This window comes from Streptomyces sp. NPDC059875, assembly GCF_042731085.1.
Taxonomy (GTDB): Bacteria; Actinomycetota; Actinomycetes; order Streptomycetales; family Streptomycetaceae; genus Streptomyces.
This window is the reverse complement of sequence record NZ_JBHWJZ010000059.1, coordinates 13619-28212: the sequence shown is the minus strand read 5'-3', so window position 1 is coordinate 28212 and position 14594 is coordinate 13619. Positions and strand designations below refer to the sequence as shown.

Below are 14594 nucleotides of genomic sequence, written 5' to 3'. Positions count from 1 at the left end.
CGCAGCCATGCATCCACACGTTTCAGGGGTGTGCGAAACGGTTAAAGGGTTACGTTCGAGGCGAGTTGCGAGGCGCCCCGGACGTGGCCGGATGCACATCCGGCCGGACCTTGGTGCACAAGGTCCGGCCGGATGCGTGAGGTTGACGGCGCGGGTTGACGCGACGTCTAAGGAGCTCAGCCCAGGAGGCTGGTCAGCTCGACGTGCTCGAGGCCGTGCGCCTCGGCGACCTCCTTGTAAACCACCTTGCCGTCATGGGTGTTGAGGCCCAGGGCGAGCGCGGGGTCACGGCGGAGCGCCTCGGCCCAGCCGTTGTTCGCCAGCGACACGATGTAGGGCAGCGTGGCGTTGGTGAGGGCGTACGTGGAGGTGTTCGGCACCGCGCCCGGCATGTTGGCGACGCAGTAGAAGACCGAGTTGTGGACCTGGAAGGTCGGCTCGGCGTGGGTGGTCGGGTGCGAGTCCTCGAAGCAGCCGCCCTGGTCGATCGCAATGTCGACAAGGACACTTCCGGGCTTCATCTTGGCGACGAGCTCGTTGGTGACCAGCTTCGGGGCCTTGGCGCCCGGGATGAGGACGGCGCCGATGACGAGGTCGGCCTCGACGACGGCCTTCTCCAGCTCGAAGGCGTTGGAGATGACGGTCTTGACCTTGGTGCCGAAGATCTTGTCGGCCTCGCGGAGCTTGTTGATGTCGCGGTCGAGCAGGGTCACGTGGAAGCCCAGGCCGACGGCGATCTGGGTGGCGTTCCAGCCGGAGACGCCGCCGCCGATGACGACGCACTCGCCGGCGTGGGTGCCGGGGACGCCGCCGGGGAGCACGCCACGGCCGCCGACCGAGCGCATCAGGTGGTAGGCGCCGACCTGCGGGGCCAGGCGGCCCGCGACCTCGGACATCGGGGCGAGCAGCGGCAGGGCGCGGTTCGCGGTCTCGACGGTCTCGTAGGCGATGGCGGTGGTGCCGGACTCGAGCAGCGCGTCCGTGCACTCGCGGGAGGCGGCGAGGTGCAGGTACGTGAAGAGGGTCTGGTCCTTGCGGAGGCGGTGGTACTCCTCCGCGATGGGCTCCTTGACCTTCAGCAGCAGGTCGGCCGTGGCCCAGACCTCGTCGGCCGTGCCCAGGATCTGCGCGCCGGCGGAGACGTACTCCTCGTCCGTGATCGAGGAGCCCACACCGGCGTTCTGCTCGATGAAGACCTGGTGGCCGTTGCGGACGAGCTCGTGGACACCGGCAGGGGTGATGGCCACGCGGAACTCGTTGTTCTTGACCTCGCGGGGGATGCCGACCTTCATCGTCGATCACGGTCCTTGAATCAGGGGGATAACTGGGGGCAATGCGATACATACCCGGATGCGCTGCGGCGCACCGGGACAGACCGCGGTCGAACGCGGCGCACCCAGTCTAATGAAGGAGTTCCCCCTGTCTAGCCTTGCAAAGCATTAATCTTCGACGGAAGCACTGCGGATTTCGTAGGCGGAGGGTCCTGTTCCATTCTCGGTTTCCAGCAGACGCCCGGCCGCGGACCGGTGCAGCCTGGCCGCGGCGGGGTCGCCGAGCCGGTCGAGGGTGTCCGCCAGCCTGAGCTGCAGCGCGGCCTGGAGCCGTACGTCCTGGGCGCGCCGGGCCCACTCCACCGCTTCCTCGCAGGTCCGCAGGGATTCCTCGGGCCGGCCGGCGTACTCCTGCACCCGGGCCGCCTCGCTCAACGCCCGTGCGTAGCCGGGCAGATCGGCGAGCCGCCGGTACCCCGCGGCGGCGGCGCGCCAGTTCCGCAGCGCCTCGCCGTAGCGGCCCGCGTAGGTCTGCACCGCGCCGAGCCGTGCGTACAGCCGGGCCTGATCGGCCCGCTCGTCGCGGGCGAGACGCTGGGCGAGCGCGCGGCCGTACCAGTCGCCCGCCCGCTGCCAGTCCCCCAGCTCCTGGTAGGTACCGCCTACGGATTCCATCGCCCGGCCGATCGCGTACGGGTCGTTCGCGGCCCTTCCGGCGTCCAGAGCGGTCCGGTAGCGGGCCAGGGCGTCCTGGGTACGGCCGGTCCGGGCGTCCAGATCGGCCAGATTCAGCAGTGCGGCGGCCCGCTCCCGGTGCAGCCCGCGCCGCTCGGCCACGTCCAGGACCAGCCGGTGCAACCCGTACAGGTCGGGCGCTGCTGCCTCGGCGCCCCGGTGCGCGGTCTCGGCCCTGACCAGGGCGGCGACGAGCCGGCGGGCCAGGGTGTCGAGCTCGCCGTCGGCGACGGCGAGGCGGGCCGAGGCGAGCAGCACGGGCCGGCGGCCGGCCAGCCACTCGGCGGCCGCGGGCACGGTCGGGAACCGCAGGGCCCGGGGCAGCCCGGCCAGCTTCTTGCGGGCGGAGGACCCTTCGGGCTCGGTGACCGCCCGGCAGGACTGGAGGAGCCGTACGGTCCGCTCCAGCATCCGGGCCCGGGCGAGCTGCACCTCGGCGGGCCGGTCGCGCTCCTCCATCTGCGTGCGGAGGAGGGGGACGAGATGGGCCGGAACCTCGTACTGGCCGTCCCCGCGGTCCGTGACGAGCCCCATCGCGACGAAGCCGGCCAGGGTGGTCCCGGCCGCCGAGACGGAGCAGCCGGCCAGGGCGGAGGCGGTGTGGGCATCGGCACGGCCGAGGGGCGCGAGGCAGAGGAATCGCAGTATCCGGGCGGCCGGCTGGGCCAGGGACTCGTGGACCAGCTGGAACGCCCGGGAGAGCGGGTCGCCGGAGAGGGCGCGCAGCCGCTTGGCCAGGTCGGCGACGGAGGCCTTGGGGCGGGCGGCGAGCCAGCCGCCGGCGAGGACGACGGCGGCCGGCTGGCCACCGCACTCCTCGGCGAGGCTCTCGGCGGCCTGCGGGTCGACCGTCACCCGGACGGAGCCGGTGTAGGTGGTGAGCAGCTCGATCGCGGACTTGGGATCGAGGCCGCCCACGGTGCACGGGCGGACGTCGGGGATCCCGGTCAGCGGCCCCCTGGCCACGGCGACGACGAGCGCGTCGGGGTTGTCGGGGATCAGCGGATCGACCTGCTCGGCGTCGACGGCGTCGTCGAGGACCAGGACGGTACGGCGTACGGCGAGGGCCTCGCGGACCAGTTCGGTCAGCTCGTCCTCGGCGGCGCCGGGGGGCTCGGCGATGCCCAGGTCCTGGAGCAGCCCCTGCGCGACGCGTTCGGTGGGAACCGGGTCGCCGCCCGGCTCGGTCAGCCGGGCGCGGAACACCCCGTCGGGGTAGGCCGCCTCGAGCCCGGCGACGAGTTCCTCGGCGAGCGCCGTCCGCCCCGAGCCGGGACGGCCCGCGATCAGCAGCACGCGTGCGCGGGGGGCCTTGCGGCCGGCGAGGGTGTCGAGTCCGGTCCGTTCGATGTCGACGCGCAGGGCTTTCAACTCCCGCTGCCGCCCGAAGAAGTTCCGCACCCCGCCCGCTGCCACCGCCTGATCCGTCACGGGCCACGCTCCCGTCCACCTGCGCACGAGCCGATCCCGCGGGGGTCTCCGCACGGGCGATCCCGAGCGTAGTTCAGGGCATGTGCCCAACCCGGCGGAGCAGGGCGGACAGTTCCCCCGATCGGATCAGCAGATGTTCAGACCGGATGTCCCGCGGGGGTGGGGCAGGGCGCTACGCCTCGAACGGGCGCGCCGGCCACTCCGCGTCCGCCGGACGCAGCGCGTCGAGGCCGTCGCCCGAGCGCGCGGCCGCCAGCGAAAGGACACCCACCACCAGGCAGTTGTTGTGCAGGTCACCCGCCAGCACGCCCCGCACCAGGTCCGCCACCGGCACCCGGGCGAGCTCCATGTCGGCCTCCTCCTCCGAGACCTCGAAGCGTTCGCCCTCCGCCTCCGACAGGTCCCGCGCCAGGAAGATCCGTACCGCCTCGTCGCAGCCGCCGGGCGTGGTGTAGACGTCGGCCAGGACCCGCCAGTCCTCGGCCTTGACGTACGCCTCCTCGTACAGCTCGCGCTGTGCGGCGTGCAGCGGGTTCTCTCCCGGCACGTCGAGGAGTCCGGCCGGGATCTCCCAGAGCTTCTGCCGTACGGGGTGCCGGTACTGCTTGAGCAGCAGCACCCGGTCCTGGTCGTCGAGGGCGAGGACCGCCACCGAGCCGGGGTGGACCTGGTAGTCGCGGCGCGCGACCGTGCCGTCGGGCATGACCACGTCGTCCGTACGGACACTCGTCTTCTTTCCCTGGAACGGGGTCGTCGTCGCGACGACCTGCCACTCCTGCGGGGTGTCCTGCAACTCCATCTGCGTCCTCCCACACGAACCACGAACCACGAACCACGAAAGCCGGGGTACCGGCCCTGGAGAGGACCCGTACCCCGGCAACGTTAACTCCTCGTACTACTTGCCCGTCTTCCGCTCGACAGCGGCCTTGACCAGGCCGGCGAAGAGCGGGTGCGGACGCGTCGGACGCGAGCGCAGCTCCGGGTGGGCCTGGGTCGCGACCAGGTACGGGTGCACCTCGCGCGGGTACTCGACGTACTCGACGAGCTTGTTGTCCGGGGAGGTGCCCGAGAAGACCAGACCGGCCTTCTTCTCCAGCTCCGCGCGGTAGGAGTTGTTCACCTCGTAGCGGTGGCGGTGGCGCTCGTCCACGTACGGCTCGTCGCCGTAGACCTCACGGACGATCGAGCCCTCGGCGAGCTTCGCCGGGTAGAGGCCCAGGCGCATCGTTCCGCCCAGGTCGCCGGCGCCCTCGACGTACGCGAGCTGCTCCTCCATCGTCGAGATGACCGGGTGGGCGGTCGCCGCGTCGAACTCGGTGGAGTTGGCGTCCGGGATGTCGGCCAGGTTCCGCGCGGCCTCGATCACGATGCACTGCAGGCCCAGGCAGATGCCGAGCAGCGGCACCTTGTTCTCACGGGCGTACTGGATCGCGCCGATCTTGCCGTTGACACCGCGGTCACCGAAGCCGCCGGGGATCAGGATCGCGTCGACGTCGCCGAGCTGCTTCTTCGCGCCGGCCGGGGTCTTGCAGTCGTCCGAGGTGACCCACTTGACCTTGACCCGCGCCTTGTTGGCGAAGCCGCCGGCCCGCATGGCCTCGGTGATCGAGAGGTACGCGTCGGGCAGGTCGATGTACTTGCCGACGAGCGCGACGGTGACCTCGTGCTCCGGGTTGTGGACGCGGTCGAGCAGGTCGTCCCAGGTGGACCAGTCCACGTCGCGGAACGGCAGGTCGAGCTTGCGCACGACGTAGGCGTCCAGGCCCTCGGTGTGCAGCACCTTGGGGATGTCGTAGATCGACTTGGCGTCGATGGCGGCGACGACGGCCGCCTCGTCCACGTCGCACATCAGCGAGATCTTGCGCTTGATGGCGGTGGGGACCTCGCGGTCGGCGCGCAGCACGATGGCGTCCGGCTGGATACCGATGTTGCGCAGCGCGGCGACGGAGTGCTGGGTCGGCTTGGTCTTCAGCTCGCCGGAGGGGCCGATGTAGGGCAGCAGCGAGATGTGCACGACGAAGACGTTGTCGCGGCCGACCTCGTGGCGGACCTGACGGACGGTCTCCAGGAACGGAAGCGACTCGATGTCGCCGACCGTGCCGCCGACCTCGGTGATGACCACGTCGACGTCGTCGGTCGCCATGCGGCGGATCCGGGACTTGATCTCGTTGGTGATGTGCGGGATGACCTGGACGGTGTCGCCGAGGTACTCGCCGCGCCGCTCCTTGGCGATGACCTGCGAGTAGACCTGGCCGGTGGTGACGTTGGCCGAGCCGTCGAGGTCGACGTCGAGGAAGCGCTCGTAGTGACCGATGTCCAGGTCGGTCTCGGCGCCGTCGTTGGTGACGAACACCTCGCCGTGCTGGAACGGGTTCATCGTGCCGGGGTCGACGTTCAGGTACGGGTCGAGCTTCTGCATCGTGACCCGCAGGCCCCGCGCCTTGAGGAGCGCACCCAGGCTGGAGGCGGTCAGGCCCTTGCCGAGGGAGGAGGCGACACCCCCGGTGACGAAGATGTGCTTGGTCGTCGTGGTTTTGGGCGGCATCGCCAAGAGGGGGCTCCCGTGGTCGCGTTCTGGAGGTGCGTTCCGGCGTTCCCTCCGGGAGAATCGGGGGGTGCCGTCGCTGCGGTTGCGGGGGCTCGGCTGTCGCCGTTTCCCACCGGTCCACGGGGTACCAGGGTATCAGCGACAACGGGAGACCGCTTCCGGCCACACGGGGCAGTCGGGTGCACACGGACGGCGACATGCCGCTCCGGCGTACGGCCGCACCGGGTCGTCGCGGCGTCAAGCCGTGCTCACCCGATCGGCGCAATGGCGTTACAAGTGAGGGCTGCTCTGCGTCGTATCCTGCTCGGACACTCGCCGCCGATCGTCAACATCAGTTGACCGCTGACCTGAGCAAGCGCCCTGCGGGGCGGACGTGGCCGTTCGACTGGAGAGAGCACGTGGCCGGGCGCATCGAGGATTACGCACTCATCGGAGACATGCAGACGGCTGCCCTGGTCTGCCGGGACGGCAGTGTCGACTGGCTCTGCCTCCCCCGCTTCGATTCGCATGCCGTCTTCGCGGGGCTCCTCGGCACAGAGGAGCACGGGTTCTGGCGGGTCGGGCCCGCCGGACCGAACGGCGCGGCCCCCGCGCCCGCCGACCGACGCCGGTACCGCGGCGACTCGCTCATCCTGGAATCCGAGTGGGACACCCCGCGCGGCACCGTCCGGGTGACCGATTTCATGCCCCCGCGAGACGGCGCGCCGCAGCTGATCCGGATCGTGGAGGGCGTGTCCGGTCGGGTGCAGATGCGTTCCGCGCTGCGGATGCGGTTCAGCTACGGACGTGTGGTGCCGTGGGTCCACAAGGTCGGGGACCGCACGGTCGCCGTCGCCGGCCCCGATTCGGTGTGGCTGGACATGGACGCCGAGACGCACGGCAAGGACCTCACGACGTACTCCGAGTTCACCGTCACCCCCGGCGACCGGGTCACGTTCACACTGAGCTGGCAGCCCTCTCACAAGGAGGCGCCGCCGCTGCCGGACCCGGAGGGTTCGCTGGAGGCGACCGTCGACTTCTGGCGGGAGTGGGTGGAGCACTGCACGTACCACGGCCCGTACCGGGAGGCCGTGGTCCGCTCGCTGATCACGCTCAAGGCGCTGACGTACGCGCCGACGGGCGGCATCGTCGCGGCGCCGACCACCTCGCTGCCGGAGGAGATCGGCGGCGTACGGAACTGGGACTACCGCTACACCTGGCTGCGCGACGCGGCGATCACCCTGTCCTCGATGCTGCGCACCGGCTACCGCGAAGAAGCCCGGGCCTGGCGGGACTGGCTGCTCCGCGCGGTCGCGGGCGACCCGGAGAACCTGCAGATCATGTACGGGATCGCGGGCGAGAGGGAGCTCGGAGAGGCCGAGCTGGACTGGCTGCCGGGGTACGAGAACTCGGGCCCGGTCCGGGTGGGCAACGGGGCGGCCAACCAGCTCCAGCTGGACGTGTACGGCGAGGTCACCGAGGCCCTGCACCTGGCCCATATGACGGGCCTGTCCCGCAACGACTACGCCTCGCTGCTCCAGCTCAAGCTCATCCGGTACCTGGAGACGCACTGGGACCAGCCCGACGAGGGCATCTGGGAGGTGCGCGGCCCGCGCCGCCACTTCGTGCACTCCAAGGTCATGGCCTGGGTGGCGGTCGACCGCACGATCAAGCTCATCGAGTCCGGGGACGCCGACGGCCCGCTGGAGCGCTGGCGCGAGCTGCGCGACGACATCCATCGGGACGTCTGCGAGAAGGGCTACGACAAGGATCGGAACACCTTCACGCAGTCGTACGGCTCCAAGGAGCTGGACGCCTCGCTGCTGCTGATTCCGCAGATGGGGTTCCTGCCGCCGGACGACAAGCGGGTCATCGGCACGATCGAGGCGATCCAGCGGGAGCTGTCCACCGAGGACGGCTTCATCCTGCGCTACCCGACCGCCGGCGAGGAGGCCGGTGTGGACGGCCTGGAGGGCGACGAGGGCGCGTTCCTCGCGTGCTCGTTCTGGATGGCCGACGACCTGGCGATGATCGGGCGCGTGGACGAGGCCCGCAAGCTCTTCGAGCGGCTGCTCTCGCTCCGCAACGACCTGGGTCTGCTCGCGGAGGAGTGGGACCCGCGGCTGCAGCGGCAGGTGGGCAACTTCCCGCAGGCGTTCAGCCACGTGCCGCTGATCGACACGGCGCTGCGGCTGACGGCGAGCGGCGCGTACGGCGGTTGAGGCGCGGGGAGCCGCGTACCGGAATACGCTGAGAGGGTCCTGTCCCCCCGAGGAAAGGGGGGCACTCTCGTGGCTCCCCACGTGTCCGAAAGCGCCCTGGCCGGACTGGTCGAGGATCTGGCCGGCGAGGTGTACCTCCCCGGCGGTCCGGGCTACGACGAGGCCCGCGCCATCCACAACGGCATGATCGACCGGCGTCCGGCCGTGATCGCCCAGTGCGCGACCCCGGCGGACGTGTCCAACGCGGTCCTCTTCGGCCGCGAGGCGGAACTGCCCATCGCGGTGCGCGGTGGCGGTCACAGCGTCGCCGGTACCTCCGTGATCGACGGTGCGCTGGTCGTCGATCTGCGCCGGATGCACGCCGTCGTCGCCGACCCCGAGAACATGACGGTACGGGTCGAGGGCGGCGCGTTGATGAGCCATCTGGACCACGCCTGCCAGCCGTTCCACGTCGCGACGACGGGCGGGCGGGTGTCCACCACCGGAGTCGGCGGCTTCACCCTGGGCGGCGGATCGGGCTGGCTGGAGCGGAAGTTCGGGCTCGCCTGCGACAACCTCCTCGCCGCCGAGCTGATCACCGCCGAGGGCAAGCACGTGCACACGGACGCGGAGGAGAACCCGGAGCTGTTCTGGGCGCTGCACGGCGGCGGCGGGAACTTCGGCGTGGCGACCTCGCTCACCCTGCGGCTGCACGAGCTGCCGCAGATGAGCATCGCGATGCTCTTCTTCCTGCCCGAGAAGGCCGCCGAGGTGGTGCGCACCTTCCGGGACCTGGGCGAGTCCGCCCCGGACGAGGTGGGCGGCGGGGTCATCTACTTCCCCGCGCCGCCCGAGCCGTTCGTCCCCGAGCACCTCGTCGGCAAGCTGGTCTGCGGCACGCTGTTCACGTACGCCGGGCCGGTCGCCGAGGTCCGCGAGCTCTCGGCACCGTTGTTCGCGCTGGAGCCCGTGATCGAGATGGTGATGGACCTTCCGTACGTGGATCTCCAGTGCATGCTCGACGACCCGCCGGGGCTGCGGAACTACTGGTCGGCGGAGTATCTGCGGGAGTTCCCCGACGCGGCGGTGGACCTCTACTGCGAGCGCGCCTCGAAGATCCCCCTCCCCACCGCCAGCCAGCACGTGCTGTTCATGATGGGTGGCGCGGTGGCGGCCGGGCCGGCCGACCACCCGATCGCGTGGCGCACCGCGCCCTGGGCCGTTCACCCCTTCGCGACCTGGGAGAACCCGGCCGACGACGAGCGGGCGAGGCAGTGGGTACGGGACGTGCGGGCCGATGTGAGGCCGTGGTCGACCGGGGCCGTGTATCTCAACTTCATCGGCTCCGAGGGCGAGGAGCGGGTCGTCGCGGGCTTCGGTGCCGAGAACTACCGCAGGCTCGCCGCCGTCAAGGCCGCGTACGACCCCGACAACGTCTTCCGCTTCAACCACAACATCACACCGGCCGCGTGACTCACCTCAGGGCGGCGATCACCTCCCGCGCGGCGCGCTCGCCCTCGGTGGCGCCGCCTTCCATGAAGCCCTGGAAGTCGTAGCTGCAGTGCTCGCCGCCGATGTGGACGTTGCCCTGGGCGGTGCCCTCGTACCCGGCGTACCGGTGCAGATAGCCGACCGGCCAGCAGGAGTACGCGCCCAGTGCGTACGGGTTGCGGTGCCAGGCGGAGAGCTGGGCGCGGCCGGTGTACGCCTGTGAGGTGCCGGGGAAGAAGGCGTCGATGCCGCTCAGGTACCGGGTCACCAGACTCCGTACGTACGGGTCGGACTCGGTGGAGAACGGCCCGGCCGGTGCCAGGGACTTGGCGAGGCTGCCGCCGCCGTACTGGATGAGGATGCCTCCCGTACCGCCTTGGATCTTGGTGGTGTCCCAGGTCTGCTGGACCTCGGTGTCGGTGAAGCAGTCACCGGCCGAGACGCCGGGCCAGGCGCCGGTGCCGCGCCAGGGACGGGTGCCGAACTGCATGTTGAGCTTGGTGCAGTGGCCCATCCGGGCATCCCGCAGCAGGTTCTTCATCAGCGGGTCGAACCCGGCCTGGGTGAGGTCGAGCTGCTTGAGGATCGGCAGCGGCAGGCACAGGACGGTGTGGTCGGCGGTGACGGTGCGGGTGGCGCCGGCCTCGGTGAAGGTCAGGGTCTGCGTGCCGTCCGCGTTGGCGCGTACGGCGGTCAGGGACCAGCCCTGGCGCAGGGTGCCGGGGGCGAGGGCGGCCGCGATGGCGTTCGGCAGCCGGTCGTTGCCGCCGGTGATGTGGTAGCGCTCGTTGGACAGGCCCCAGATGTTGAAGTGGCCCGGATTGGTCTGGTAGCCCATGAGCAGGACGAGGGCGAGCGAGGACTGTTCGGTGGTGTCGGCGCCGTACTCGACGTTGTACGCGACGTCGATGAAGCGGCCGAGCGGCGAGGCGTGGCCGCCGGGGACCCTGGACTCGATCCACTCGTGGATGGACATGTTGTCGAGGGCGGTGCCGGTGGGGGTGGACTGGTTCCACATGACCTCCCCCGCCTCGGACAGGTCCCGGCGCAGCGACTGGTAGACGGCGTTGAAGTCCTCGTCGGCCTGGTGGCGCGGGTAGTACGTGCCGTTGAACCAGAGGACCTCCTCGGCGCCGTTGGGGCCGCCGCCGAGGAAGTCCTCCGTGGGCAGGTCGAAGCGGCGGCAGAGCTCCAGGATCTTCTTGTGGCTGGTGTCGATCAGCTCGCCGCCGATCTCGGAGGTCTGCCCGTACGCCCAGTGGCTCCGCTGGGTCCACATGCGGCCGCCGACGCGAGCGGGATCGGCCTCGTACAGCGTCGGTTTCACGCCCGCGTCCTGGAGGGTGAGAGCGGCGGTGAGACCCGAGATGCCGGCGCCGACGACGGCGACGCGGGCGGGGGTCACGGCCCGTGCCACCGCGGGCCGGGCGACGGCGGTGCCCGCGGAGACGGCGATCCCGGCCGCGGCGGCGTACTTGAGGAGGGAGCGGCGGCCGATCGGGTCGGACCTCATCCCCCTCAACTCGTCGACGGGGAGGTTCAGCCGTCGGGCGTCGGCGTGCTCGGCGGCGAGGCGGTTCAGGAGGTGCATCGGATTCGTGCGTGCCATGGGCGCTCCTGGAAGGGGTGGGTGTCAGCTCTGCGGTACGGCGGCGGGAGCGGGGGCGGTCTGTTCGTCGTCGTCGCGCTCGGTCGCGTCCTCCAGGACGATCCGGCCGATGATCTCGTAGCGCTCGGGCTGTCTGGCCTTGAGGTAGAAGCCGAGGCCGAGGCCGCCGAAGAAGACCGCTCCGACGATCCACGGGATCGCCTTGAAGAGGAGGGAGTCGGCGGCGAGCCCCGCGGCGGTCTCCATGTTCATGATCAGCAGGACGACCACGGCGGTCATGCCGATGCCACCGAGCAGTGGCGCGGTGAGCGTCTTGAACCAGTGCCGGTCCTCGGGATGGTTCTTGCGGAAGTAGCCGATGACGGCGAACGAGCAGAGGGTCTGGACGATGAGGATCGCCATCGTGCCGAGGATCGCGAGCAGCGTGTAGAGGTGGATGTACGGGTCCTGGCCGGTGAGCCAGAAGGCGCCGACCAGCACGACCGCGATGGCGCTCTGGACGTAGGAGGCGATGTACGGGGAGCCGTGCCTGGGGTGCGTACGGCCGAGGGCCGGGTGGAGGAAGCCCTCGCGGCCGATGGCGTAGAGGTAGCGGGAGGCGCACTGGTGGAACGCCATGCCGCAGGCGAAGGAGCCGGTGAGCAGCAGCCACTGGAAGGCGTCGACGGCCCAGGCGCCGATGAAGGACTGGGTGGGCGCGAAGAAGAGGTCGAGGGGCGCGGCGGACGACGAGAGCTTCACGGACCCACCGAGCCCGTTGCCCGCGATGGTCATCCAGGAGACGTAGATGTAGAAGAGACCGACACCGACGACGGAGATGAGGGTGGCGCGGGGGATGACGCGCTTGGGGTCGCGGGACTCCTCGCCGTACATCGCGGTCGACTCGAAGCCGACCCAGGACCAGAAGGCGAAGAAGAGGCCGAGGCCGGCGGAGGTGCCGGTGAAGGCGTTCTTGGGGTTGATGGGCGCGACGGGGATGCCGTCGGGGCCGCCGCCGGCGATCAGGACGGCGGTGGCGACGGCGAACAGGACCGCGATCTCGGCGATGAGCATCACACCGAGCGCCTTGGCGGTGAGGTTGATGTCGAAGTACGCGAGGACGGCGGTCACGGCGAGCATCGCCGCCGCGTACACGACCCACGGCAGGTCGACACCGAGCTGGTCGGCGACCGTCGTCTTGGTGAAGTAGGCGAAGACGCCGACGATCGAGGCCTCGAAGACGATGTACGCGAGGACGGCGAGCATGCCGGAGGCCATGCCGGCGATCCGGCCGAGGCCGTGCGAGATGTATCCGTAGAAGGCGCCGGCGGCGGTGATCCGCTTGGCCATGGCCACATAGCCGACGGAGAAGACGGTCAGGACGAGGGTCGCGAAGAGGTAGCCGGCGGGTGCGCCGGTGCCGTTGCCGAAACCGACGGCGATGGGGAGGTTGCCGGTCATCGCGGTGATCGGGGCCGCGGTGGCGACGGCCATGAAGACCACGCCGACGAGGCCGACCGAGTTCGCTTTGAGGCGCTGCACCTCGGGGGTGGGGTTCTCTGCCATGGCCGGAGAGGATCCTCCTGCGTGACGTACGCCACAATCGACATGCGGTCGCACAATTGGCCTGACGGGGCGACGAGTTGTCAACGAGATGGACGAACTGTCGGGTCCCGTGACCGTCGGGTGATGTTGCCGAAACATGTACGGCGGTAGCGTCCGGCTCCATGGACAATCAGGGCGGGATCACCGTGCAGCGGGCGCTGGAGCTGCCCGGACTCCGCAGCGGGCTCCCCGAGGTGGTCGCCGGCGCGGACCGGTTGAACCGCACGGTGCGCTGGGTGCACGCGGGCGAGGTCCCGAACATCGCGTCGCTGCTCAAGGGCGGCGAGCTGCTGCTCACGACGGGGCTCGGTCTCGGTACGCGCCCGGCGGAGCAGCGTGCCTTCGTACGCCGGCTGGCGGACCGGGGCATCGCGGCACTGGTCGTGGAGCTGGGCCCCCGCTTCTCCCGCCTGCCGGCCACGATCGTGGAGACGGCGCGCTCGGCGGGACTTCCGCTGGTGCAGCTGCACCGCGAGGTGCCGTTCGTCGCGGTCACGGAGGAGATCCACACCGAGATCGTGAACGGCCACTACGCGCTGCTGCGGCAGGCGGAGGAGGTCCACCGGCAGTGCACGGAGGCGCTGCTCGGCGGGGGCGGGGTGCCGCAGGTGCTGCGGATCCTGGCCGACTTCACGGCGAACCCGGTCTTCCTGGAGACGGCGGACGGCCAGCTGCTGTACGCGGCGGGGACGGAGTCGGGCCCGGCGGACCCCCTCCAGGTGTGGGACGGGCTGCGGGGCCAGCGGGCGGCGCGGGAGTCGGGCCCGCCGGTGGGTTCGGTGCTGGTGGACGTGCCGGGCGGCGGCCCGGGCACGGGTTCCGTACGCGCCCGCCTGGTGCTGCTGTCGGTCTCGGGCCCGCTCTCCTTGGTGCACCGCATGGCGGCGGAACGAGCGGCGGGCATCCTCGCCGTCGTCCTGATGCAGGCCAGGCAGGAGGAGGAGCTGGCGGCGCGGGGCCGGGGCGACTTCCTGACGGACCTGGCGGAGGGGCGGATCACGGCGGAGGACGCGCCGGCGCAGGCGCGTGTCCTCGGCTTCCGCCCCGGCGACGGCCCGCTGCTGCCGGTGGTGATGCGCCTGGCTTCGGAACTGTCCCCTTCCGGAAATTGGGCGCTGCTGGCGAGGGCGGTCCTGGAGGAGCTGTCGTCGGTGGGCGTCCCGGTCCTGCTGGGTGTCCGCCCGGTGGAGGGCCGTGTGCCGCTCCTCCTCGGCCTGCGCTCGGAATCGGAGCGTACGGCGGTGGCGGACCGGGTCGCGGCGGCGCTGCGGGCGGGCGTGGAGCGGGCGGGTCTGGAACGCGCGGGCGTCAACCCGCCGGTGGTCGTGGTGGGCGTCGCGGGCGGCTGGGCGGCGGCGTCGGCGTCCCTGCGGCACGCGGGCGAGACGGCGACGGCGGCCCAGGGCCTCTCGGACCGCCCCTGGTACGACGCGCGACGCCTGGACATCGACCTGCTGCTGTGGCGCCTACGGGAACACCCGGACCTGGCGGCCTTCGTGGACCGCGCGATCGGCCCCCTGCGGGACCACGACCGCACCTCCCGCCCGCCGCTGCTCCCGACCCTGGAGACGTACCTGGCCCACGCGGGCCGCAAGGCGGAGACGGCAAGGGAGCTCCACCTGAACCGCCAGACGCTCTACAACCGCCTGGCCCGCATCTCCGAACTCCTCGGCACGGACCTGGACGACCCCCAAACAGTCCTGGCCCTCTCGCTTGCCCTGCGCGCGAGGCGCCACACGCCGTAG

At 71.0% G+C, this 14594-nt stretch carries 9 protein-coding genes; 3 read left to right on the top strand and 6 right to left on the bottom strand.

The genetic code is table 11. From position 1 onward, the window contains the following. Positions 1 to 176: 176 nt before the first annotated feature. The 4 genes from ald to ACFV9D_RS37345 all read right to left on the bottom strand — a co-directional run bounded on the left by ald (position 177) and on the right by ACFV9D_RS37345 (position 5982). A complete protein-coding gene (gene ald, locus ACFV9D_RS37360; RefSeq protein WP_385157017.1) occupies positions 177 to 1292 on the bottom strand; it encodes an alanine dehydrogenase in 1116 nt (371 codons plus the stop codon). A 147-nt stretch (positions 1293 to 1439) separates the two neighbouring features. Further along, positions 1440 to 3437, bottom strand: coding sequence for a tetratricopeptide repeat protein (locus ACFV9D_RS37355; protein ID WP_385157014.1), 1998 nt, complete (start codon positions 3435 to 3437; stop codon positions 1440 to 1442). A 172-nt stretch (positions 3438 to 3609) separates the two neighbouring features. After that, a complete protein-coding gene (locus ACFV9D_RS37350) occupies positions 3610 to 4236 on the bottom strand; it encodes an NUDIX domain-containing protein (RefSeq protein ID WP_385157010.1) in 627 nt (208 codons plus the stop codon). A 96-nt stretch (positions 4237 to 4332) separates the two neighbouring features. Then, on the bottom strand, positions 4333 to 5982 hold the full coding sequence (locus ACFV9D_RS37345; protein WP_385157007.1) for a CTP synthase: 1650 nt from the start codon (positions 5980 to 5982) through the stop codon (positions 4333 to 4335). Between the two features lie 401 nt (positions 5983 to 6383). Between ACFV9D_RS37345 and ACFV9D_RS37340 the strand changes: the two genes are divergently transcribed. Next, a complete protein-coding gene (locus ACFV9D_RS37340) occupies positions 6384 to 8186 on the top strand; it encodes a glycoside hydrolase family 15 protein (protein WP_385157004.1) in 1803 nt (600 codons plus the stop codon). A gap of 69 nt (positions 8187 to 8255) precedes the next feature. Beyond that, positions 8256 to 9638, top strand: a complete 1383-nt coding sequence (locus tag ACFV9D_RS37335) for an FAD-binding oxidoreductase (protein ID WP_385157001.1) — start codon at positions 8256 to 8258, stop codon at positions 9636 to 9638. Between the two features lies 1 nt (position 9639). On the opposite strand, the gene ACFV9D_RS37330 is transcribed toward ACFV9D_RS37335, so the two are convergent. Together ACFV9D_RS37330 and ACFV9D_RS37325 are read right to left on the bottom strand one after the other, a co-directional pair. Beyond that, positions 9640 to 11265 carry a flavin monoamine oxidase family protein gene (locus tag ACFV9D_RS37330; RefSeq protein WP_385156998.1) on the bottom strand — a complete coding sequence of 542 codons (1626 nt, stop codon included), beginning with the start codon at positions 11263 to 11265 and terminating at the stop codon, positions 9640 to 9642. A 24-nt stretch (positions 11266 to 11289) separates the two neighbouring features. After that, positions 11290 to 12810, bottom strand: a complete 1521-nt coding sequence (locus ACFV9D_RS37325; RefSeq protein WP_385156995.1) for an APC family permease — start codon at positions 12808 to 12810, stop codon at positions 11290 to 11292. 161 nt (positions 12811 to 12971) lie between these two features. Here ACFV9D_RS37325 and ACFV9D_RS37320 point away from each other — a divergent pair, with 161 nt between their 5' ends. Then, positions 12972 to 14594, top strand: a complete 1623-nt coding sequence (locus ACFV9D_RS37320; protein ID WP_385156992.1) for a PucR family transcriptional regulator — start codon at positions 12972 to 12974, stop codon at positions 14592 to 14594.

Coding starts and splice junctions, on each gene's coding strand:
- ACFV9D_RS37350 (WP_385157010.1), bottom strand. CDS start 4,236: ATGGAGTTGCAGGACACCCCGCAGGAGTGGCAGGTCGTCGCGACGACG.
- ACFV9D_RS37320 (WP_385156992.1), top strand. CDS start 12,972: ATGGACAATCAGGGCGGGATCACCGTGCAGCGGGCGCTGGAGCTGCCC.
- ald (WP_385157017.1), bottom strand. CDS start 1,292: ATGAAGGTCGGCATCCCCCGCGAGGTCAAGAACAACGAGTTCCGCGTG.
- ACFV9D_RS37325 (WP_385156995.1), bottom strand. CDS start 12,810: ATGGCAGAGAACCCCACCCCCGAGGTGCAGCGCCTCAAAGCGAACTCG.
- ACFV9D_RS37345 (WP_385157007.1), bottom strand. CDS start 5,982: ATGCCGCCCAAAACCACGACGACCAAGCACATCTTCGTCACCGGGGGT.
- ACFV9D_RS37330 (WP_385156998.1), bottom strand. CDS start 11,265: ATGGCACGCACGAATCCGATGCACCTCCTGAACCGCCTCGCCGCCGAG.